The organism is Methylobacter sp. BBA5.1 (assembly GCF_000746145.1).
GTDB classification, from domain to species: Bacteria; Pseudomonadota; Gammaproteobacteria; order Methylococcales; family Methylomonadaceae; genus Methylobacter; species Methylobacter marinus.
Map to the genome: position 1 here is coordinate 104,626 of NZ_KN050816.1, position 20,628 is coordinate 125,253.

General features: G+C 54.0%; 24 protein-coding genes. 12 read left to right on the forward strand and 12 right to left on the reverse strand.

The window, feature by feature from the left end:
- Nucleotides 1-546: 546 nt before the first annotated feature.
- The 5 genes from EK22_RS22395 to EK22_RS24805 all read right to left on the reverse strand — a co-directional run bounded on the left by EK22_RS22395 (nt 547) and on the right by EK22_RS24805 (nt 5,176).
- A complete protein-coding gene (locus tag EK22_RS22395; protein ID WP_020159898.1) occupies nt 547-1,308 on the reverse strand; it encodes a hypothetical protein in 762 nt (253 codons plus the stop codon).
- A gap of 205 nt (nt 1,309-1,513) precedes the next feature.
- Entirely contained in the window at nt 1,514-2,662 is a 1,149-nt protein-coding gene (locus EK22_RS22400; protein ID WP_020159897.1) for a hypothetical protein, read from the reverse strand.
- A gap of 241 nt (nt 2,663-2,903) precedes the next feature.
- Entirely contained in the window at nt 2,904-4,055 is a 1,152-nt protein-coding gene (locus tag EK22_RS22405; protein ID WP_020159896.1) for a RelA/SpoT domain-containing protein, read from the reverse strand.
- 92 nt (nt 4,056-4,147) lie between these two features.
- Entirely contained in the window at nt 4,148-4,834 is a 687-nt protein-coding gene (locus tag EK22_RS22410; protein WP_036254613.1) for a hypothetical protein, read from the reverse strand.
- A gap of 201 nt (nt 4,835-5,035) precedes the next feature.
- Nucleotides 5,036-5,176 (reverse strand): hypothetical protein, encoded by a 141-nt coding sequence (locus tag EK22_RS24805; RefSeq protein WP_156830506.1) that lies wholly within the window; start codon nt 5,174-5,176, stop codon nt 5,036-5,038.
- Between the two features lie 39 nt (nt 5,177-5,215).
- Here EK22_RS24805 and nifE point away from each other — a divergent pair, with 39 nt between their 5' ends.
- The 12 genes from nifE (at nt 5,216) to EK22_RS22470 (ending at nt 13,931) form a co-directional block, all read left to right on the forward strand.
- Entirely contained in the window at nt 5,216-6,610 is a 1,395-nt protein-coding gene (gene nifE, locus EK22_RS22415; protein ID WP_020159894.1) for a nitrogenase iron-molybdenum cofactor biosynthesis protein NifE, read from the forward strand.
- On the forward strand, nt 6,607-8,004 hold the full coding sequence (gene nifN, locus EK22_RS22420; protein WP_036254690.1) for a nitrogenase iron-molybdenum cofactor biosynthesis protein NifN: 1,398 nt from the start codon (nt 6,607-6,609) through the stop codon (nt 8,002-8,004). Before nifE ends, nifN begins: the two co-directional genes overlap by 4 nt.
- Nucleotides 8,005-8,048: 44 nt before the next feature.
- Entirely contained in the window at nt 8,049-8,480 is a 432-nt protein-coding gene (gene nifX / locus EK22_RS22425; protein ID WP_020159892.1) for a nitrogen fixation protein NifX, read from the forward strand.
- 44 nt (nt 8,481-8,524) lie between these two features.
- Nucleotides 8,525-8,998 carry a NifX-associated nitrogen fixation protein gene (locus tag EK22_RS22430; protein WP_020159891.1) on the forward strand — a complete coding sequence of 158 codons (474 nt, stop codon included), beginning with the start codon at nt 8,525-8,527 and terminating at the stop codon, nt 8,996-8,998.
- A gap of 11 nt (nt 8,999-9,009) precedes the next feature.
- Entirely contained in the window at nt 9,010-9,225 is a 216-nt protein-coding gene (locus EK22_RS22435) for a CCE_0567 family metalloprotein (protein WP_020159890.1), read from the forward strand.
- Between the two features lie 16 nt (nt 9,226-9,241).
- Nucleotides 9,242-9,556: a ferredoxin III, nif-specific gene (gene fdxB, locus EK22_RS22440; RefSeq protein WP_020159889.1), complete on the forward strand. Its 315-nt coding sequence runs from the start codon at nt 9,242-9,244 to the stop codon at nt 9,554-9,556.
- A gap of 463 nt (nt 9,557-10,019) precedes the next feature.
- Nucleotides 10,020-10,343: a (2Fe-2S) ferredoxin domain-containing protein gene (locus tag EK22_RS22445; RefSeq protein WP_036254618.1), complete on the forward strand. Its 324-nt coding sequence runs from the start codon at nt 10,020-10,022 to the stop codon at nt 10,341-10,343.
- A gap of 2 nt (nt 10,344-10,345) precedes the next feature.
- Nucleotides 10,346-10,831: a hypothetical protein gene (locus EK22_RS22450; RefSeq protein ID WP_036254621.1), complete on the forward strand. Its 486-nt coding sequence runs from the start codon at nt 10,346-10,348 to the stop codon at nt 10,829-10,831.
- A 3-nt stretch (nt 10,832-10,834) separates the two neighbouring features.
- The gene (locus EK22_RS22455) at nt 10,835-11,206 is read left to right on the forward strand and encodes a hypothetical protein (RefSeq protein ID WP_036254623.1); all 372 of its coding nucleotides are present in this window, start codon (nt 10,835-10,837) and stop codon (nt 11,204-11,206) included.
- Nucleotides 11,207-11,215: 9 nt separating this feature from the next.
- The gene (locus EK22_RS22460) at nt 11,216-12,190 is read left to right on the forward strand and encodes a DUF364 domain-containing protein (RefSeq protein ID WP_036254626.1); all 975 of its coding nucleotides are present in this window, start codon (nt 11,216-11,218) and stop codon (nt 12,188-12,190) included.
- Complete coding sequence (locus EK22_RS22465; protein ID WP_036254627.1) at nt 12,187-12,624, forward strand: hypothetical protein; 438 nt, start codon at nt 12,187-12,189, stop codon at nt 12,622-12,624. The genes EK22_RS22460 and EK22_RS22465 overlap by 4 nt, the downstream gene beginning before the upstream one ends.
- 2 nt (nt 12,625-12,626) lie before the next feature.
- A complete protein-coding gene (locus tag EK22_RS22470; RefSeq protein ID WP_036254629.1) occupies nt 12,627-13,931 on the forward strand; it encodes a (Fe-S)-binding protein in 1,305 nt (434 codons plus the stop codon).
- Nucleotides 13,932-14,029: 98 nt separating this feature from the next.
- Here EK22_RS22470 and EK22_RS22475 read toward each other — a convergent pair whose 3' ends face one another.
- The 7 genes from EK22_RS22475 to modA form a co-directional block, all read right to left on the reverse strand.
- On the reverse strand, nt 14,030-15,394 hold the full coding sequence (locus EK22_RS22475; RefSeq protein ID WP_036254691.1) for a mechanosensitive ion channel family protein: 1,365 nt from the start codon (nt 15,392-15,394) through the stop codon (nt 14,030-14,032).
- 225 nt (nt 15,395-15,619) lie between these two features.
- Nucleotides 15,620-16,141 (reverse strand): YMGG-like glycine zipper-containing protein, encoded by a 522-nt coding sequence (locus tag EK22_RS22480; protein WP_036254634.1) that lies wholly within the window; start codon nt 16,139-16,141, stop codon nt 15,620-15,622.
- 15 nt (nt 16,142-16,156) lie between these two features.
- Nucleotides 16,157-16,558 (reverse strand): hypothetical protein, encoded by a 402-nt coding sequence (locus EK22_RS22485; protein WP_235209478.1) that lies wholly within the window; start codon nt 16,556-16,558, stop codon nt 16,157-16,159.
- Nucleotides 16,559-16,744: 186 nt separating this feature from the next.
- Nucleotides 16,745-17,794 (reverse strand): efflux transporter outer membrane subunit, encoded by a 1,050-nt coding sequence (locus EK22_RS22490; protein ID WP_152565201.1) that lies wholly within the window; start codon nt 17,792-17,794, stop codon nt 16,745-16,747.
- A 209-nt stretch (nt 17,795-18,003) separates the two neighbouring features.
- A complete protein-coding gene (locus EK22_RS22495; protein ID WP_020159876.1) occupies nt 18,004-19,149 on the reverse strand; it encodes an ABC transporter ATP-binding protein in 1,146 nt (381 codons plus the stop codon).
- On the reverse strand, nt 19,142-19,810 hold the full coding sequence (gene modB, locus EK22_RS22500) for a molybdate ABC transporter permease subunit (protein ID WP_020159875.1): 669 nt from the start codon (nt 19,808-19,810) through the stop codon (nt 19,142-19,144). Before modB ends, EK22_RS22495 begins: the two co-directional genes overlap by 8 nt.
- A 5-nt stretch (nt 19,811-19,815) precedes the next feature.
- The gene (modA, locus tag EK22_RS22505; RefSeq protein ID WP_020159874.1) at nt 19,816-20,598 is read right to left on the reverse strand and encodes a molybdate ABC transporter substrate-binding protein; all 783 of its coding nucleotides are present in this window, start codon (nt 20,596-20,598) and stop codon (nt 19,816-19,818) included.
- Nucleotides 20,599-20,628 lie beyond the last annotated feature (30 nt).

Here is a 20,628-nt window from a genome sequence, read left to right on the forward strand (position 1 = left end):
GAAAACAGGCAATACAAAACCGTGAGCCATTTCATGTTTTTTGTGTAATGCCATTCGGAAACTACTTTTTATACACATTTGCCTGTTATTTTGTTTACCCAATAAGGCTTGAAAAAATTATTTTAACAGCTCAATTTCAGTGCAGCAGACTGGGTTGGAGCTTTAGCCAGATAGGGTGGTTTCACGCAGCAAACCGCCATTTCAAACAGGCCTGGCAGTATTGCGGTACATTTCGGTTTTAAGGCTCCATTTATGGTGGATTGCCAAGGCAAATCCACCTTACAAGTCATCCATCATACGGCCATGCAGAGTTTATCAATCCAGCCTACCGTGCTATGCCATTATTCGGGCTTGAACATTATTAATGTTCACTACGAAATCCAAAAGAAAATGTTTAAGCGCAATTATCGTTCCCGTGCTCCTCATTTCTTAAATTCGACATAGAAACTCCCTCATTAAAATGGATTGCCAAGCCAAACCCACCCTATATTCATCCTCTATATAGCTGCAGCAAAATCGATCGCTCGGGAAACCTGTCCAGTCGTTCTATTGGCCTTTTATTACCGGCAAGGTTGCTTGGCCTTGTTTTAACAGACTCTCAATGGCAAGTTCCCTAAAACGACCATCTTTACGGGTACGCGTTAGAACAACAAGGCGTGCATTACTGTAACTACCATTAAGAGCATAACCTTCCCAACGAAAAGCAGCGTCTTCCCAGCCATCATGATCAAAATCAGCACGTGCGAGCAGCGTAAGACGTAAACCAAAATCAGTTGCCTCCAATTGCAAAGTTTCGTCATTTAACTGTTTCAGGGATTTCTTTTCCGAAACAGTCTGAAGCGTTGCCTGGGTCTGCTCAAGACGTTGATGTTCGTCATCCGATACAGTCGGCCAGATCGAAGCCGGATAAGCACTCGTATCGGTATACTGTAAAAAGTCTTCCGGCAATGCAGTTTGTGAGGCGGTACCGGATAATTTAAGCAAAGCCATTGCTAAACATGGAGCTGTTTGCAGAAGAAGAACCCGATAGTCAGCCTCGTTATCACTACCGGTTATGCGGTCTCTCACCGCGAGATAATCCCGGCAATTGGCTAATTCTATCAAACGCTTACCTTCAGCATCTGACACCATAGCAGGCAAAGGGTCTTCAAAAGAGCGACTAAACTCCTCCTCGCTTGGAATAGAGTCTTTTAGCTGCAGTTCCTTGGCTACAAAAAGCTTGGGGGCTGAAAGGATGTCGAATGAGCAAACATAGAAAAGAAGGAAGGCGGCGAGCGCCCTCAACGGGTGCAGCTTACGAAATATCATACAAAAACCTTAATTAGATGTAGATAGGAACAGATCGCGAGTCCAATCATTGCGTTCCTTTGAAGGACCAATCCGGTGACAATGTTTTGCGGCTTCTTTCCAATCACGAGATTCAACGGCTTTTTTGAGATTTTTGAACTTCAGCGCGGTAGGCTGGGTTGGAGCTCTAGCGGAAACTTGGCATGGGCGACTTCGAATGCTGGGTTTAGCAACCCAGCCTACCGCGCTGAACGTCCTCATTGTGAATAAACCCGATAAAGAAACCTGAGTCTCCGAAGTTATACACGTGCCAATACGGACCATCTCCCTGCAGTCCTGTAATATAGAAATCACAGTCCACCTTCATAAGGTCCTTCGGCGTACGGCAGACGATCTTCGACTTTCTGTCTGCCTTCTCATAAACAGGCACTTCATCTTTAGCAAGTTCAAGATAATATTTTTGGTTCGACGAAGTTTTAATAGATTCCTTCTTAGCGTGAACGGCTAGCAGGATATCCACTGTGGTATTGAAGATGTATTCGATAGTATCGGTCAGTATTTCTTTATCGAGCTTACCAAAGTCGTGCTTCAATACCCATTCTTTGTCCATGGTCCGATAAACTTCAGGAGTGAGTCGCCAGACATTCCAAAAAGCGGTACTGTCAATAGAGTACTTCAACAACTCCTGGTTCAAATCGATATGGTCATAGACGATATAATCCGTAGGCTCTAAGACCTTCTGCTCGATATAATCCTTGCTTCTAGCAAAGAATGGCGCCTTACTGAACCGCCCCAACAGTCCTCGCGGTTTTACATCATCCTTGAAACTCGCTATGTCATACGAATTCTCTAGCTCTAAATAAATCGCTTTCCGACAATCAATTGCGCAAGCCGCGTAATCTTTATTATCGAATGCCACCTTGGCTGCTAAAAGTAGATCTTTTGTCTCGCCAGTATGCATAAGATCAATAGCACTGACAGTAGAAAAGTTCACTCCCAGAATCGATGAACTGACTTCGTCAAAGAATTCCCGGACGGCAATAGAAAGCCTCTGACATTCATCTCTCGCAGGTTGGATTCCATGATGCTTTGAGTTTACTCGAATCTTATTCAATCGAAGTAATCTATTCTTAAAGGGTAATTCCTTTGGCGCTATCTTCTCATTGATTAACACAAAATACTTATCGAAGTTTGTTTTTTCATCGAGAGAAGCCCCAACAGAATCCGCTGTCGCAACAAGAAATGCTTCAATGGCATCTTGCAATAGGTTCACTCCAGAAAAGAGATAGAGGTCATTGGCTGATTTAAGACTTTCACGGCTAAGCTCGTACAGGTGCCTAGCAAGGCAAATTCGTCTGATTATTTCAATATCCATTGGCAGAATCTGAAAGTGTGGCGGCTAACAAAGGTTTTTTCATTTCGGGATATTTTATACTCTCTCAATCTCAACGCGGTAAGCTGGGTTGGAGCTTTAGCTAGGCAAGGTGGTTTCGCGCAGCAAACCGCCATTTCAAACAGGCCAGATAGCATTACGGAACATTTCGGTTTTAAGGCTCCGTTTGTGGTGGATTGCCAAGGCAAATCCACCTTACAATTCATCCATCATACGGCCATTATCAACCCAACCTACCGCGCTTGGCTACAGTGCTACCTGGCTGAGAAAGCATTTTGTTTATTTTTTGGGCAGGAGCATTTGTTATGAATAACAAATATTTCAAAAAATCTGTTGAATCAGCAAAGTAGTTCGGGTAGGCCTCTTTAATACCGCCAACCGCTGTAGTAGAAACAAGCGCTACAACAATGCCATTTTTTTCAGTTGCTCGTTTTTCTGCTTCGATGTACATCTTCTCAGCATTTTTGTTTGCACTATCTTTAAAAAAAATTGTTTTAACTTCCTTTTTTGTTGTGTCGACCTCAACTAAGACGTAACCAGCTTCTGAATTTTTTTCGAGATGCCCATCAACTATTTTGAGTGAATGAGTAAAAGCTTCAAATACTTCGACTACCCCTAATTTTTCAGAATATTTCCGAGTACCATCAAAAGATTCAATAGCTTTTGGATTTTCATTCAATTGTTTTACATATAATTTATATTTTTCTTTATCCTCAAGCGCATTAAACAAATGAATACTTTCCATCACAGCAAACTGTGTGCTAACACTTGAGAAAAAACGTTTCCAATTTTCATCTCCTCGATTAGATTTCAATGCTTGACCTGTAAATAGGTCTACAATTTCCAAGGCAGTAGCCCAATCATGCTGAATATTTGTCCTTAGCTGGACTTCTATATCTTTCTTGTCCCCATGCTCATCTTTAAATTGACCAACTATATGATACCCTCTGTAACCATCTTCTTTTGGATTTACTATATAATCTTTATGCCGGATCTTTCCTTGTGAATTCTTAAATTCAGGCCTTTGTTTTAGCTCTCTTGCTACTTTATATAGCTTTTTGGGAGTTGAAACGATAGCCCTACATCCTCCAATATCTTGCATATTCTTAAGTTTCATTTGCTTAAATCGTTTTAGCTTAAGAACAATAGAAACATATCTCTTCAATCGTTTTGCAAATATGGCCGTTTTATCTATTTTTAACGTTATTTCCCGAAGAATTTCTAATGCTTTTCCAAGAGGCACTTCATGACTAAAACGCCAGTATGACAGAATATCCATTGCTCGATCGAATTCATCAGCACTGTTAATAATGTCGTCCTCAAGGAACATTTCACCAGCTTTAATGACTTGTTTTCCTGTATATTTTTTATTCATAAATTCCTCTGTAAACGACAAAAAAGATAACTGATTGATATATAAGTCCAGTAGGCTGGGTTGGAGCCTTAGCGGAAACCCAGCCTACTGCGCTACATAATGACAGCCGTTCTTTCAGTAGTTCCATCAAACATGAGTACCTCGCGGAACTTGTGATTTGGCATCTGGCGTTTTACTTCCAGGGCCAGTAAGTCCCAGTCATCCCCCGTATAGAGACTATTTAAGCTGCACTGAATAATCAAAGAGGTGTCTGCTGGATAAGGTATCTCTGCTTTCTTGGTTATTTGACCGATAATTATCGGCACGAAACGTTCCACGTGCTCAGTATTAGTAAAGACGACTGGCTCTGATTGTACGGGCTTTCGCTTGAGCTTCTGTATGCCCTCCGGTGCAAAAGCACCTTTCCCTTGTGACAAAAGTTTCCAGATCCAATGTTCATTCTCATGCATGGCCGTAGTTACTTCCAAATGAGCAAGGGCTGGGTAGTAACCTTTATTGATGTAATAACCTTTCTGATGGAGTTCAGCATCAAACGACTGATTCCCATCAATCCATCGAACTGAAATATACCTGCCCACACGATAATAAGTTTGAATATAGCGGCAGATGGGTAGCAGTTCTTCAAGGAGTTTCTTTTCTATTGAAGTATTTCGAAGGCGTAGACGGTTGATACCGTCTGTTTCGTTTCGAATATGCTCAAAAATTGCATATATCTTGGCGCAGAACTCAAGACCATCAATTAAGATACCATTGAGTGGTGACAGATCTACTTCGTTCATATGCTTAACAATTAATTATCTACGTCTGTAGATTTTACACTCTTACTCTTAATCAGCATTCAAATGATTTTTAAAACCAGATAACAACTCTACCTCAATATCTGAGGGATTGGATCAGCAACTAAGAAATACAGCACCTTCAGGCAGTATTCAATTTGGTTGCGTCTAATGGTTATTGTCATAAGCCAGCATAAATCGAATCTATAGCACAAACTCAACATCAGTAATTTCTAAATAACTTTTAGACCAACCGACAACAATCCCCAACTTTGTAGCATTTCCTACAATTCCCTCCCCCATAAACCCCAATAAATTCAATGAAATAAAAACTGGCACAATCATTGCTCTGTCCTAAGTAAAACAAAACTACCGGTCAGAGCCATGAAATCAACCAAAGACATTGCTGAACTTCTGGACGAACCCTCCTGCGAGCATAACAAGAAGGAGAAGTCCGGTTGCGCCAAGCCCAAGCCCGGCGCTTCGGCGGGCGGATGCGCGTTTGACGGGGCGCAGATTGCGCTGTTGCCGATCGCCGATGTCGCGCATATCGTGCACGGGCCTATCGCCTGCGCGGGCAGTTCCTGGGACAACCGCGGCACGCGCTCTTCCGGCGCGAGCCTGTACCGCATCGGCATGACCACGGATCTGACCGAGCAGGATATCGTCATGGGCCGCGCCGAAAAGCGGCTGTTCCATGCGATCAAGCAGGCCGTCGAAACCTACCAGCCGCCGGCCGTGTTTATTTACAACACCTGCGTGCCGGCGCTGATCGGCGACGATATCGGTGCGGTGTGCCGGTCGGCCGAGGAGCGCTGGGGCGTGCCTGTCGTGCCTATCGACAGCGCCGGCTTTTACGGCACCAAGAATCTCGGCAACCGCATCGCCGGCGACGCCATGTTCAAGTATGTGGTCGGCACGCGCGATCCCGACCCGCTGCCGTTGTCGGCGCAACGCACCGATATCAAAATCCACGATGTGAATCTGGTCGGCGAATACAACATCGCCGGCGAATTCTGGCATGTGCTGCCGCTGTTCGATGAGTTGGGCCTGCGCATTCTGTGCACGCTGTCCGGCGATGCGCGCTTTCGCGAAGTGCAGACCATGCACAAGGCCGAAGTCAATATGATGGTGTGCTCGAAAGCGATGCTCAACGTCGCGCGCAAACTGAATGAAAAATACGGCACGCCCTGGTTCGAAGGCAGCTTTTACGGCATTACCGACACCAGCCAGGCCCTGCGCGATTTCGCCAAGGCCATCGGCGACCCCGACCTGACCGAACGCACGGAACGGCTCATCGAGCGCGAGGAAGCGCGCATCCGCGCCGAGCTGGCGCCGTGGAAGGAGCGCCTGAAAGGCAAGCGCGTGCTGCTGTTTACCGGCGGCGTGAAAAGCTGGTCGGTGATTTCGGCGCTGCAGGATCTGGGCATGGTGGTGGTCGCGACCGGCACCAAGAAATCGACCGAGGAAGACAAGGCGCGGATTCGCGAATTGATGGGCGAGGATACGCTGATGATCGAGGACGGCAGCCCGAAAGCCCTGATCAAGATCGTACACGATTACAAGGCCGACATCCTGATTGCCGGCGGCCGCAACATGTATACGGCGCTGAAGGCGAAAATCCCGTTCCTCGACATCAACCAGGAACGCGAATTTGGCTACGAAGGCTATCAGGGCATGCTGGAACTGGTGCGGCAACTGGCGCTGACCATGGAAAGCCCCGTCTGGCCTTCCGTCAGGGCGCCGGCGCCGTGGAAGAAGGCGAAGGAGGCGGCATGACCGAGATCCTGAAACGCAACAAGGCGCTGTCGGTCAGCCCGCTGAAAGCCAGCCAGCCCGTGGGCGGCTCGCTGGCGACGCTGGGCTTTAACCGCGCCATGCCGATGCTGCACGGTTCGCAAGGCTGCACGGCGTTCGCCAAGGTGTTCTTCGTGCGCCATTTCCGGGAACCGATTCCGCTGCAAAGCACGGCCATGGACCAGAGCAGTTCGGTGCTGGGCGCCGACGAGAACGTCGTCGAAGGCATCAAGACCATCGCGGAAAAATCCCGCCCTGCCCTGATCACGATTCTGACCACGGGGCTCGCGGAAACGCAGGGCGCCGATGTGCATCGCAATGTCCGCGAATTCAGGGAAGCCAATCCCGAGTTCGACGACGTGGCCGTGGTCGCGGTCAATACCCCCGATTTTACCGGCAGCGTCGAAACCGGTTATGCGGCGACGCTGACCGAAATCATCCGCGCGCTGGTGCCCGATGCCAAGGACGCCGGCACCCAGCCGGGCCGGCGCCGGCGCCAGGTGAACGTGCTGGTCAGCTACATGCTGACGCCGGGCGATCTGGAAGCATTACGCGATATTTTCGAGCAGTTTCAACTGCGGCCGGTATTCGTGCCGGACCTGTCCGATTCGCTGGACGGCTGCCTGACCGAGGATGATTTCAGCCCGGTCACGATCGGCGGCACGCTGCTGTCGGAAATGGCGACCCTGGGCGATGCGCTGGCGACGGTGGTGATCGGCGCGTCGCTGAAAAAAGCGGCCGAACTGCTGGAACAGAAAACCGGCGTGCCGACTCATGCGTTCGACCATCTCTATGGCCTGCATGCCAACGATAAGCTGATCTCGGCACTGAACGAAATCAGCGGCATGGACGTGCCCGAACGCATCGAGCGGCAGCGCGCACAGTTGCAAGACGCCATGCTCGATACCCATTTCATGCTCGGCCAATTGCGCATCGCCATCGCGGCCGATGCCGATCTGCTGCACGCATTTGCCGCCCAGGTCCAGGAAATGGGCGCCGAAGTCGTGGCCGCGGTCACGTCCTGCAATACCCCGCAGTTGTCGCGCATACCGGTCGCCAGCATCAAGATCGGCGACCTGGAAGACATGGAACTGATCGGCAAAGCCCAGAACGCGCAACTGGTGATCGGCAACTCGCACGCCGTCGACAGCGCCGAACGGCTCGGCGCGCCGATCCTGAGAGCCGGCTTCCCGCTCTATGACATCATCGGCGGCTACCAGAAAACCTGGATAGGCTACCGGGGTTCCCGTCAGACGCTGTTTGATCTGGCCAACCTGGTCATCAATCACGCGCATGAGGAAATCCCGGTTTATCGCTCGGTTTACGCGCAAAAACCGGCCCACGAATTAACTGAATACCCGCAGCCATGTCATTAAGAAGAAGGCTGCACGTCGTGCAAAGTACAGATGAGAGCAGATTTATGGATACCGCATTGAAAATAGCTTTTGCCACTACCGACATGGAAAACGTCAACCAGCATTTCGGCTCCGCCAGATCGTTTGCGGTTTACGCCGTCGACATGGAAAACTCGGAACTCATGGAAGCGGCGCAATTCGGCGAACTGGCCCAAGACGGCAACGAGGACAAGTTGTCGGTAAAGATTCAACTTTTGGACGGCTGCGCGGCGGTATATTGCCAGGCCATCGGCGCGTCGGCCGTCAACCAATTGATGAGCAACGGCATACAGCCAGTCAAGGTGCATGAAGGCAGCAAGATCAAGGATCTGATCGCCGATCTGCAGAATGAATTAAAGGCAGGCCCTTCAAGTTGGCTGGCCAAGGCGATCAACAAACACAAAGGCCCCGATCCTAATCGTTTCGACCAGATGGAAAGCGAGGGCTGGGATGAGTAAACCATTCTCTTCATCACGTTTAATTTCAATTAACGGAGTACACCATGACCACTGCTGAACTGGTCGTCCAAGAGGACGACGTAAACCTGGATTCCGAGCTTGTTAAGGATCTGATCAAACAACTGCGCGCCATTGATACCTACGACACCTACGACGGCTGGTCGAATGCGAAAATCATCGACCCTATCGTACTGACCAAGGAGCGCAAGCGCGACATTCCCGTTGTCGGTGATCCGGACGGCATCACCGTCGCGCGCATCAAGGCCTATTACAACTCGCTGGCGACGCTGATCGAGCAGAAAAGCGGCCTCATGGCCGTGCCCGTGGTCAATCTGAGCCATGAAGGCTTCGGCCGGGCATTCATCATGATAGGCAAGCTGATCGTGGTCGATAAAATCCTACGCGACGTGCATCGCTGGGGCTTTCCGAGCCTGGAGGCGATGTGCGAGCAAAGTGACAAGACCATCGACAAGGCCTTGGAATTAATCGAAAAATACCGCGCTGCCGCGACTGATTAGGAGGTGTTGCCGTGAGTCCCGAAGAACTGAGAAAACTGGAAAAAGAGGTCAAGAAGACCAAACGGCTGGCCAGCGAACAGGCCATGGAACTGCATGACCTGATCGAAGACCGCCTGCCGGATGCCTATCAGGAGCTGATGGGCATAGCCCAGGCCACTTACGACGCCTGTAAGGCCTGGGATGAGGCCAACCAAAAACTTAACGCCGCGCAAACCGATGCGGCCTGACCGGGGGTGATCAAGCATGTCAGAATTTGTAACCGGCGTAACTTTTGGTGGCGCGGAATGGACTCCGTCTTATGTTAACGACATCGACCAGACGACCTGCATCGGCTGCGGCCGCTGCTTTAAAGTCTGCCCGCGCGATGTCTTTGATCTGGTGGAAAAAGCCGACGTGCTCGATGCCGATGATTTCGACGACGCTTATGGCGATGAGGACGAGGACGAAATCACCATGGTCATGAGCATTAAAGACGCCAATGACTGCATTGGCTGCGAAGCCTGCTCGAAAGTCTGCCCGAAGAGCTGCTTTACCCACGACCACAAAAAAGCGGCCTGACGCCAATTGTGTAGTGTACGCACCGCGTCCCTTTGGAACCTGTAGGTGCGAATTCCTGGTTCCCACGGTCCTGAGACTGTGAAAGTATTCAATTTAAAGGATTTAACCACGAAGGACACGAAGAGCACGAAGTTTTAAGATATTGATTAACTTGATTTTTTCTTCGTGTCCTTCGTGATCTTCGTGGTGAATAAGGCTTTTTATGACGTTTTTCACTAATACTTTCACAGCCTCTCCTCCGTGGGAACCGATACCGAGCCTTGAGAGCGGCACGTCGTATGCTAGGTCCGGTAGGCATTCTCACTTATGCCCTTCAGGGTGCGCGGGAACGAGGAAAGGGGCAAGAGCTAAGGAGCGCAGGACAAAATCGCCTGTTAAGGCGAAAAAACAAGGATGTTTTTCATAAAACCCGATTAGACAAACTGTCGCGCAGCGACACATTAACGACAAAAAGGAATCCACCATGCCCAGACCCGATAAACACGTATTCGTCTGTACCCAAAACCGGCCTCAGGGCCATCCTCGCGGTTCCTGCGCCAGCAGCGGCTGCGCGGAAGTCATGAACGAATTCATGAACGAGATACAAAACCGCAACCTGTTCGAAAAGATCGCGCTGACCAACACCGGCTGCATGGGCCCCTGTATGATGGGACCGAGCGTATTGGTTTACCCCGAAGGCGTCATGTACGGCAGAGTCAAACCGGCCGATGTCAAAACCATCATCGATCAGCATCTGCTGGGCGGCGAGCCTGTCACCAACCTGATTGCGCCCGCCGAGGTCTGGTAGCCATGGACGTGGGGGAACGCATCACCTTCAGTCCGAACATGCCGCCCGAGGTCAATCAATTGCTGCAATCGGCAGTCATAGCCAGTTCGGTCGACCAGAAACGCGCGGAAACGCTGTTCATCCGGGCGCAGACCATGGACCGGCATTGCCTGCAAACGTATTTCGCCCTGTACAAGTTTTACTTCTACCAGAAGCGCCTGCCTGAAGCTGAACGCATCGCCCTGTCGGGACTTGAGGAATCGGCCAGGCAGGGCGGCTTTCCCAGTGATTATCGCAGGCTGGCCAGGGAGCCGAAAAAATGGAATCTGTACGCGAACGAAATTTCGCTGTTTTACCTGTACACACTTAAGGCGCTGGCGTTCATCAAATTGCGCCAGGGCCTTCTGGTTGAAGGCCAGCTTATTTTGTCGCAATTGCAACAATTGGACCCGAAGGACCTGTCCGGCGGCTCGGTGGTCATGGACCTGGCCGCCGGCCTGGAGGCGTAAGCGATGGAACTGGACGAGCACATCCGGATAAAACGCGAGCTGGGCGCCTCGATATGCGATCGGATCGGCGATGAAATCGACCGGCTCGGTTTCACGGCCGGCAGCATCGAGCACTACCCGTATTTCGATCAGGCGCGCTTTGAGCTGATCAAGGACCCGTTCACCGGCGACCATAACCTGGCCGGTTATTGGCACGACCAGCGCCAGCAGCGTATCGGCAGCCTGCAATTCAACAGCGACGGCACCTTTTATGCCGAATACGATGTGGTCAGGCCGCATCCGACCAAACCTAAATGGTTCGTCGAAGGCATCACGGCCTGGGGCAGCGCGGACAGGATCACGGCCGAAGCCAAATTGCTGCCTATGCCGGAATAAGCCAAGCCCATGGCCCAAGCGAATCGAATTTACGAACTGCTGCTCGATTATGCCGCCGACAACGCGCGCATCACCGAATTGACCGTCGGCCTGGTGTGGACGGCCTGCAAGGCGCAACGGGACGGCGATAGCGTTTTAGGCCTGGCCATGAGCCCCGGCCTGCCGACCCGGACCCTGGCCTGGCCCGGCACGCTGGCCGGCAAAACGCTGGCCGAGCTGGCAGGCTGGATTACCGACTGGGAACCCTACAAAGCCACTGTCGGCATGGCCGCGATCAATTGCAGCCTGAACGCGCGCGAACTGCCGGCCGGCCTGACCCTGCAGCCGGCTCCGGGGCTGGGCAACCTGGCCGTGTTCGAACATTTTCTGCCGCAACTGCAGGGCAAGAAAGTCGTGGTGATCGGCCGTTATCCGGGCATCGAGCGCTATGCCGAACAAATCGATTTGCACATTATCGAGCGGCAGGCCATGCACGGCGATTATCCTGACCCGGCCTGCGAGTTTCTGCTGCCGGATGCCGACTGGGTCTTCATCACGGCCAGCTCACTGATCAACAAGACCTTTCCGCGCCTGGCCGAACTGGCTCGCGATGCCGTCACGGTATTGATGGGGCCGACCGTGCCGTGGCTGCCGGAATTCCACGACTTCGGCATCGACTATCTGGCCGGCATCGAAGTGACGAATACGGACAGCCTTTACCGGACCGCGGCCGAAGGCGGCGGCGTGCGCATTTTCGAGAACGGCGCCCATTACCGGATCGTGGAACTGAATCCCGTCAACAGCATGGCCTGGCTGAAAACCCAGATCGCCCAGTGCTACGCCGAAAAAGAACAGCTGACCCAGGCGATGGAGGCATGGTACGGCGCCAGCAGACCCGGACGCTATCCCGCGTTTACCCGGCTCTCTCAGATCACCACCCGCCTCTCGCGCATGGACAGCAGTTATAAAAACCTCTGGGACATCCACCACTCGCAGCCATCATGACCGAAGCTTTCGAAAACAACCGCGTTATCCTGTATTACAACGGTGCCATCAGCGCCCTGACCCTATTCGTGCAGCATACCAACGGTTGCGTCTGCGCGCCCTCGCCTTTGCCCTTGCTGTCTTCGGCACTGGAACCGGAAGAACTGGAGCATGATGTGGTCAGCACGCATCCGGCCGCCGTCGTGCAGGCGGTCGGCACCGCCCTGGATCTGCCGACCCAGCTGCTGAAAGCCGAGGCCGGCTACCGCGAACGGATCGAGACGCCGGGCGGCATCATTACCGTTTACCTGGCCCGCTTCGACCTGCTGGATCCGCCGCATCAACTGGTGGAAAGCAAAGGCTGCCAGTTCAGGACCCTGACCCAGTTAAGAGGCCAGTCGCCGACCGAAATGGAACTGCTGCGCCGGGCCTATGCCTTCATCATGGAGTCGTAAACATGCTGGAATTTTTCGAGGATGACGGATTCGGCACTGACGCCGTATATCAGCAGGATGGCTTGTACATTCCCGAGGCTGGCGATTGCATGCGCTGCGGCCAGTGTGTCAGCCACTGCCCGACCTTCAGAATCGACCGTATCGACGAAGAATCGCCGCGCCGCCGCATACGCACCATCGACAAGATCCTCAACCAGTCCGCCGTGCCTTCCGATGAAGACCTGAAGCACCTGAACAACTGCCTGCAGTGCCGGGCCTGCGAGACCGTCTGCCCCAGCAAGATGGCTTACGGACAACTGCTGGACCAGAGCCGGCAAAAGCTCGCCGACACGGTCAAGCCCGCGCGCTGGACCGAACGTCTTGAAAAACTGTCGCTGGCGCTGATCGAGCACAAACCCCGGCTGCGCGTGATCAGCCGGCTGCTCGGTTTTTATCAGCGCTCGGGCCTGCAAGCCCTGCTGCGCAAATCCGGGCTGTTATCGGCTTTAAAACTGCAAGCCTATGAATCCCTGCTGCCGGCCATCGATGCCGCGCCGCTGGAGCCGTTTTATCTGACCCCTGCCGAGCGACGCGGCAGCGTGGCCTTGTTTACCGGCTGTATCGCCGAAAGTTTCGACAAGGCCACGGCGCTGGCCGCCATACGCGTGCTGAACCGGATCGGCTTCGACGTGATCGTTCCCGAGCAGCAGAACTGCTGCGGCGCCATACACCAGCACCGGGGACACGCCGAAACGGCGGCCCGGATGGCCTGGCGCAATATCGGCGTGTTCAATTCGCTGGATGTCGATGCCATCGTCTACACAGCCAGCGCCTGCGGCCTGATGCTGAGCGAATACGAACAATTGAGCATCGACGATTTCGATGACGAAGAGCTCGATTTTTTCAATAACCAGCTGTTCGACATCACCGACTTTGTCAATCGGCACTGGCCCGATAAAACGCCGCTTCAGGCCTATCCCAAAACCGTCGCCGTGCACGAACCCTGCAGCCAGCGCAACCAGCTGAAAAATCAGCAGGCCGTTTACGATCTGCTGGCGCGCATCCCGGACATCGATCTGGCGCCGCTGGCCGACAACGCCGTCTGCTGCGGCGCCGGCGGCACGCACATGCTAACCCACCCGCACATAGCCGGTCCTCTCGGCGCCGAAAAAATCGAGCACCTGCACATCAGCGGCGCGGACCTGCTGGTCACCTCCAACATCGGCTGCGCCCTGCATCTGGCGGCCGGCGCCGGCCAGTTAGCGCCGCCGGTGGCGGTCATGCATCCGGTCGGGCTAGTCGCGCGATTGATTCAGGAAGTTGGTTGAAGGATGTGGGGCTTTGACTAAAGGCATTAAAGCATAAACATGAAGGCCACAAACGACTGCAGGGATAGGAAATGATCCCTGCCAATTAGCGGTCCCGTTTACTCAGGCGCATTCGGACCCAGAAGATTTTCAGTGCTGTCCTTTACATTTTCCTTCGCCACCTGTTTTTCGGCAGTATGATCAGCTGTTATGTCTTTAACTTCATCGGATTGCAGATCAATGTCATGGGCGCTTGCTGGTATGGCCGGTTCGGTTTTTTCATGAGAAAGCCTGAGGTCGTAAACCGGATTCGGCATAATGATTTTTGCCTCATCAAAGGCTTTTTTCACCGATTTTATTGCTTCACTGCGCACTTTTAATAAATCATAATCCCGTTGATTAACCCAATTAAAAATGCGTATGACTACATTTGAATCGCCCAACTCATGGATAATGGCTTGAGGCTTAGGCTCACTCAGAATGCCCGGAACTTTTTTAAGTGTAGCCAGTGCCAGGCTTTGGGCTTTAGAAAGATCCTGATCCGTCGCTATACCGAGATCGAACTGGAACCGCCTTTCAGGATTGCGGGTGAAGTTCGTGATCACGGCCTTGTAGACCATCGAGTTGGGAATGCGGATATGATTGCCGTCCGGCGAAATCAAAATAGTGGCGCGCGAGGTCAGGCGCGCGACATTGCCTTGCTGACCGTCAATATCGACAAACTCATTAACTTCAAACGGATTTCGGATGCTCAGCAAGATACTGGCAATAAAGTTTTCCACGGTATCCCGCACGGCAAAACCAACCGCTAACCCGAAAATGCCAGCGGCGCCCAGAATGGTGCCCAGTAGCGCCGTTGCATCCAGTAAGTTGAGGGCGAAGACAATGCCGACAACGATGAAAATCAGATGGGTGAGTTTGCCCAATAAATCGGAAATGAAAAAGTTAATACTGATGTGACGAAAGAAACCTTGGCGTTTCGAGATCCATCCGCCCAAGATCCAGAATAGGAAAATCACCAGTAAGGCCAGCAAAAACAAGGGAAGTCCGGCGATTAATTGCTCTCCAAGCGCTGTCATTTTAACCATGGTTTTTTGTAGACGCTTTTCGAGGCTGTGGCTGACGATTAGCCGATTCTCAACTTCGACAACATTTTCTATTTGTTTGGCGAAATCCACGGCTTTATTTTCCGCTGCTTTGGAATCCACCATTCCTTGCAAAGTGACTACACCATTACTGACAGATGCTTTTACGTCTTTTAAATCATCCATTTCTGAAAAAATCTGCCGCAACCGTTTTTCGATTTTTCTATCGTTTTGTTTTGAATGGTCGACGTCGATAACCTTATCTGGCTCAGAGGTACTCTTGGGCGCAGTATCGCTCGTTAACAAATCCGATACATCCTGTGCTTGAACCAAGTGAGTTACGGATAGCAGAACAAGCAGCCAACCGACCCTTGACAACCTTGATAGTGTTTTTACCATTGAGTTAATCATTATTTTCATAAAGGGAATGTCATTTTTAGGGGCTTGAATAACTTTTCCCGTCGCTATCGGCCGAAAGCGACTTTTAAAATTTAGAATATAAAGATCCTTAGATTAATACGATACGCAGAGGGCAAGTCCCTTACGCATTAATCTGCTGAGGTGCCATATTCTGAAACCGGCTGAACAAGAGACATGGCAAATGCATGCCTCTTGCTTCCTTTTTCATCTGCTGGGTGGAGGCGGCGGCGTGCCCTCCGGAGGCGGAGGAATCCGGATGGACGGCCCGGGCTCCGTGGCCTGGTCTTCGTAGATGAATTGTCCGGATACCGGCACACGATGCCCGTTGGCGTACATACACTGGATATAAGCATTATCGTAGTCTCGCTGGGTAGCATAGCCGGCTCTTCGGCCTTCTTCCGTCCCTACCAGACCGCCGGCTACCATACCGGTTCCCGCGCCTATTGCCGCGCCCTCGCCGCCGCCTATTGCCGCTCCGGCAGCGGCTCCGAGCGCCGAGCCGACAATGGTGCTGCCGACCTGGCTGTCCACCGCGGCCTGATTAGCGGTTCTGCCGCCCACCTGCCCATACGCATATTGCCGGCAAAGCGTATCATCCTGGCGAAATTGCTGGAACGACATCCCGGTGCCGGGCAATACCATGACACTGGGCCCGGTCGGCATGTACGCGCAGCCGGCCAGCCCCGTCACGATGATGAGTCCTGATAAACTTTTCTGATATTTCATGATGGCTCTCTCCTGCTATCTGGGCGACGGCGGCACCGGATCGACCTGCCGCCAGCCGGACGGGCATTCCTTGACGTAAGGGTAATAGCCTTCCGGATCGCTGCAATAATACCAGTACCCTGGCGGAAGCGGCTGTGCCGGCTGCGGCTTGGCGCGCTCGATATAGACCGGCGGACTGACCGGAACCCGGATGATTTCAGGCGGATAATAAGGATAATAAGGGGAATAAGGATAGTAATAGGGATAAGAATACGGTCTGGGATATAACGGCACGCCAAAATAAAAGCTGAACCCCGGATGACGGTGATAACGGCCGAAGTAGTACCCGTCCCTGGGATGGGCTTGCGCTTCAAGCCCTATGCCAAGCGCCATGACAGAAACGGCCAGCATGGCTGAAAACCTGTTGATTGTTAACATCTTCAATACCTCAATGTCTCTGCTTTAATTCCGCCGTCGGCAAGTATGTTTGTTATAGCATGTTCCCGGCTCTATAGTCAGTCTTGTTCTGACGAGTAAAATTAGTAGAGTATTCATAGCGTGCGAATAGTGCGAATACCCTGAAGGGCACAAGTAAATTCGCACCTACATTGCAACTTAGGTACCCTAACCTGAACGACTATTCATGCCGCAGCGCCTCGATCGGGTCCATGCGCGCCGCCTTGCGGGCCGGCATGTAGCCGAAGATAACGCCGACCGAGGCCGAAAAGGCAAAGGCCACGGGGCGACGCCGATCTGAGCGGTCTGCGCCGCCAGTTGGCGCTCGGCGCGCCGCACGTCGGGCCGCTGTCGCAACACATCGGCGGGGATGCCGGTGGCAATGCCGCCGATTGCCGCGGGGATAGGCGCGGTTTGATCCAGCAGCGCGTCGAGGGCGGCCGGCTGCAGGCCCAGCAGCAGGGCGAGATTGTGTTTGGCCTGCGCCAGGGAACTGCCCAGATTGGGCAGCTCGGCGCGGGTGTTTTCCATGGCCAATTTGGCCTGGTCGACATCCAGCTGGGTGGTTAGGCCGGCCATCTGGCGCCAGCGGGCAATGTCGTAAGTTTCGCTTTGCGCGGCCAGATTGGCTTCGGTGATGCGCAGGCGCTTCTGCAGACTGCGCAGATCGACGTAATTCAATGCCGCTTCCGCGTACAGGCTCACCAGGACATCGCGCAAATCTTCCCGCGCCGCCTGTTCCGACGCATCGGCGGACTCGATGGCCCGGCGCTGTTTGCCAAAAAGGTCCAGTTCCCAGCTGGCACCCAGGCTGTAGCTGTACATTTCGTAGGTCATGCCGATGCCGGTCGCCCCCGCTCTGAAGCCGGCTTCCTTGCTGCTGCCGCTTTTGCTGGCCGAGGCGCCGAGCGAGGAAGTCGGCCACAGATTGGCCTGCGCCAGCTGCCGGCGCGCCCGCGCCTCGCGCACCCTGCCCTCGGCTTGCCGCAGCTCCCGGTTGCCGAGTTGGGCTTTTTCGATTAGCTCGGACAGGACGGGATCATTGAAGGTCCGCCACCAACTGCTGATATCCGCCGTGTCGGCTGCTGCAGCGCCGGTCAAGGACTGGCTCCAGGCGGCCGGCAAATCGGTTTGCGGCGGCCGGTAATCCGGACCGACCATGCAGCCCGGCAGCAGCGACAAGCTCAACCATAATGCGGTTTTTCCTGACTTCAACATGATCCTGTCAGTTTATTTTAAGCAGGGCATAGGCGCCGGCGTCAGAAAATGGCGGCGGATTTTGGTGATGTTTTGCATGGTATCGGCCTGAAAGTCCAATGCGGCAATGGTTCTATTATGCCGGAACCTTCGGCAAGTTGGTGTCAAACCGATGCAAGATCAGGTAAATACAAGATAGTTTGGTTCTACTGTCGCCAGCAACCGCCTGGTCACACCAGATCCTCGCCCGCCCTGTCCCCGCGCAGTTTTTCAAACGGCATCAGGTGAATGCCGTCGGCCAGCAGCGAAACGGTCACTTGCTCGCCATAGGCCAGCGCGTTGCGCCTGGCCACATGCAAGGGCACGGTCATGGCGAGATTGATCCTGAGCTGCCTGTCCACCTGGACCAGGACGCTGACATGCTCGCCCAGCACCATGTATTCGACGATAGTGCCCGACAGCGGGTTCTCGCGGTCGCCGTTGGAATGGCGGCCGCGCCGGTGCAGCAGCACGTTGGCCGACTGGATCATCCAGCATACGCGCTGTTGCACGGCGTATTCGGGCTGGTAACGCGCTTCCAGGATCAGGCCTCGCCAGCGCAGCCGGGTGATCCGGTTTTGCGGATCGTGGCTCATGACTTGGCCGGTAAACAGGTTCTGCTGGTCCATCAGCCGGCAAACCAGCGCGCTGACCGGGCGCGCGGCCACTTCCAGGGGCGTCCCGGCCTGCAGGGTCACGCCCCTGTGCAGCAGGCATAAGCGGTCGGCCAGCAAGGTCGCCTCTTCCAGATCGTGCGTGACCAGAACGATGGGCATGGACAGGGAGCGGCGCAGTTCATTGAGTTCACGGTATAAACGCCGCCGCGTGACCTGATCGACGGCCGAGAACGGCTCATCGAGCAGCAGCACTTTGGGCTCCCTGGCCAGCGCCCTGGCGACGGCGACGCGCTGCTGCTGGCCGCCGGACAACTCACGCGGATAGCGGTCGTCCAACCCACCCAGATGCACGCGCCTTAATAAGGCCCGGGCCCGTTCATGGCGCTGAGGCTTGGGCAGGTGCGTCAACGCCTCCAGCACATTGCCGAGGGCGGTAAAATGCGGAAACAGCGCGTAATGCTGAAAAACCAGGCCCACTTTGCGCTGATGCGCGTCAAGATAGATATCCCTGGCGCTGTCCATCCAGACTTCGTCCTGGCAGCCGACCGAGCCGTGCTCGGGATGATGGAGCCCGGCAATGGCGCGCAGCACGGTGGTCTTGCCACTGCCGGATGGCCCGACCAGCGCCAGCACCTCGCCGGGCCGGCAGTACAGGTCGATATCGAGCGGTATGGGCTGATCCTGTGTCAGCCGGACCCGCAGGCCTTGCGTGTCAGCCATGGAAGGTTCGGGTACGGGCGGTAATCAGATAGGTCAAGGCGATCATGATCATGGAAAAAAACAGCAGGAACGCCGACATGACCGCCGCGGCCTCGTTGTCGAACGCCTGCACCCGGTCGTAAATGGCGATGGCGATGGTTTTGGTCTCGCCCGGGATGTTGCCGCCCACCATCAGCACCACGCCGAACTCGCCCAGCGTGTGCGCGAAGGTCATGACCATGGCCGAGACGATACCGGGCCAGGCCAGCGGCAGCTCGATGCGCAGCAGGACCTTGGCGGGGCGCATGCCGCAGCAGGACGCCGCCTCCCTGACATCGCGCGGTATCGCTTCAAAAGCCCGCTGCATGGGCTGGATCGCGAAGGGCAGGTTGAAAATGATAGAGGCGATGACCAGTCCTTCAAAGCTGAAGACCGGCGCGTGCCCGATGAGGCTTTTCAGCAGCTGCCCCGCCCAGGAAGCATCGCCCAGCGACATCAGCAGATAATAGCCCAGCACGGTCGGCGGCAGGACCAGCGGCATGGCCAGCAAGGCCTGCACCATGCTCTTGCCGTAAAACTGGCTGTAGGCCAGCCGGCGGCCGGTCCAGATGCCGGTCGGCAGCAAAAACAGCACGGTATAGGCGCTCAGTTTTACTGATAGTAACAGGGCTTGCCAATCCATCGGTGTTATTGGGGCAGGATAAAGCCGTACTGCTCAAAAATGGTGCGCGCGGCCGGCTGCTGCAGATAGGCATAAAAGGCTTTGGCGGTTTCGCCCGCCGGCTTCAGCAGCACCATGCGCTGGCGCAATGGCTGGTGCAACGTTTCGGGCAGCAGCACGAAGCGCCCCTGCGCTTTCAGTTTCGGCGAAAGCGCCAGTGCGTAGGCGAAAATACCGCTCTCGGCCGCGCCCGATGCTGCAAACTGGGCCGCCTGCGACACGTTTTCACCCAGCACCAGATGCGCCCGCAGGTCGTCCCACAGGCCCAGCGTTTGCAGCACCTGCTGCGCCGCGCGGCCATAAGGCGCGTGCTCGGGATTGGCGATGGCGAATTTCTTGAGCTGGCCTTTTTCCAGCGCTTCTTTTACGCCCTTCAGGTCGGCATCGGGCGCTAGCGGCGAGCCTTCCGGCGCGAACAAAACCAGCCGTCCCAGCGCGTACAGCACGCCCTGATCGATAGCCCGCCCCTGCTCGGCCAAGGTCAGCGCATACTGCTCGTCAGCGGACATGAACAGTTCGAAAGGCCCGCCCTGGCTGATCTGGCGGAAAAAGTTGCCGGACGAGCCGAAGCTCAGTTTGACGTTGCGCCCGGTGTCCTGAGTGAATCGCCGCGCGATATCCTCGAGCGCGAATTGCAGATCCGACGCGGCCGCGATAACCGGCACCTCAGCCGCCTGCGCCGGACGCGCGCCAATCGACAACAACAGGAACAGGCTCAGGACAATGGAGGACATCAATTTCGATTTCATGGTGTGTTCTCAAACGCAAGTTAAAAAACC

Bases quoted from the DNA above. Each gene is read 5' to 3' on its own strand.
- EK22_RS22395 (WP_020159898.1), bottom strand. From the start codon at position 1,308: ATGATATTTCGTAAGCTGCACCCGTTGAGGGCGCTCGCCGCCTTCCTT.
- EK22_RS22400 (WP_020159897.1), bottom strand. From the start codon at position 2,662: ATGGATATTGAAATAATCAGACGAATTTGCCTTGCTAGGCACCTGTAC.
- EK22_RS22405 (WP_020159896.1), bottom strand. From the start codon at position 4,055: ATGAATAAAAAATATACAGGAAAACAAGTCATTAAAGCTGGTGAAATG.
- EK22_RS22410 (WP_036254613.1), bottom strand. From the start codon at position 4,834: ATGAACGAAGTAGATCTGTCACCACTCAATGGTATCTTAATTGATGGT.
- EK22_RS24805 (WP_156830506.1), bottom strand. From the start codon at position 5,176: ATGATTGTGCCAGTTTTTATTTCATTGAATTTATTGGGGTTTATGGGG.
- nifE (WP_020159894.1), top strand. From the start codon at position 5,216: ATGAAATCAACCAAAGACATTGCTGAACTTCTGGACGAACCCTCCTGC.
- nifN (WP_036254690.1), top strand. From the start codon at position 6,607: ATGACCGAGATCCTGAAACGCAACAAGGCGCTGTCGGTCAGCCCGCTG.
- nifX (WP_020159892.1), top strand. From the start codon at position 8,049: ATGGATACCGCATTGAAAATAGCTTTTGCCACTACCGACATGGAAAAC.
- EK22_RS22430 (WP_020159891.1), top strand. From the start codon at position 8,525: ATGACCACTGCTGAACTGGTCGTCCAAGAGGACGACGTAAACCTGGAT.
- fdxB (WP_020159889.1), top strand. From the start codon at position 9,242: ATGTCAGAATTTGTAACCGGCGTAACTTTTGGTGGCGCGGAATGGACT.
- EK22_RS22445 (WP_036254618.1), top strand. From the start codon at position 10,020: ATGCCCAGACCCGATAAACACGTATTCGTCTGTACCCAAAACCGGCCT.
- EK22_RS22450 (WP_036254621.1), top strand. From the start codon at position 10,346: ATGGACGTGGGGGAACGCATCACCTTCAGTCCGAACATGCCGCCCGAG.
- EK22_RS22455 (WP_036254623.1), top strand. From the start codon at position 10,835: ATGGAACTGGACGAGCACATCCGGATAAAACGCGAGCTGGGCGCCTCG.
- EK22_RS22460 (WP_036254626.1), top strand. From the start codon at position 11,216: ATGGCCCAAGCGAATCGAATTTACGAACTGCTGCTCGATTATGCCGCC.
- EK22_RS22465 (WP_036254627.1), top strand. From the start codon at position 12,187: ATGACCGAAGCTTTCGAAAACAACCGCGTTATCCTGTATTACAACGGT.
- EK22_RS22470 (WP_036254629.1), top strand. From the start codon at position 12,627: ATGCTGGAATTTTTCGAGGATGACGGATTCGGCACTGACGCCGTATAT.
- EK22_RS22475 (WP_036254691.1), bottom strand. From the start codon at position 15,394: ATGGTAAAAACACTATCAAGGTTGTCAAGGGTCGGTTGGCTGCTTGTT.
- EK22_RS22480 (WP_036254634.1), bottom strand. From the start codon at position 16,141: ATGAAATATCAGAAAAGTTTATCAGGACTCATCATCGTGACGGGGCTG.
- EK22_RS22485 (WP_235209478.1), bottom strand. From the start codon at position 16,558: ATGTTAACAATCAACAGGTTTTCAGCCATGCTGGCCGTTTCTGTCATG.
- EK22_RS22490 (WP_152565201.1), bottom strand. From the start codon at position 17,794: ATGTTGAAGTCAGGAAAAACCGCATTATGGTTGAGCTTGTCGCTGCTG.
- EK22_RS22495 (WP_020159876.1), bottom strand. From the start codon at position 19,149: ATGGCTGACACGCAAGGCCTGCGGGTCCGGCTGACACAGGATCAGCCC.
- modB (WP_020159875.1), bottom strand. From the start codon at position 19,810: ATGGATTGGCAAGCCCTGTTACTATCAGTAAAACTGAGCGCCTATACC.
- modA (WP_020159874.1), bottom strand. From the start codon at position 20,598: ATGAAATCGAAATTGATGTCCTCCATTGTCCTGAGCCTGTTCCTGTTG.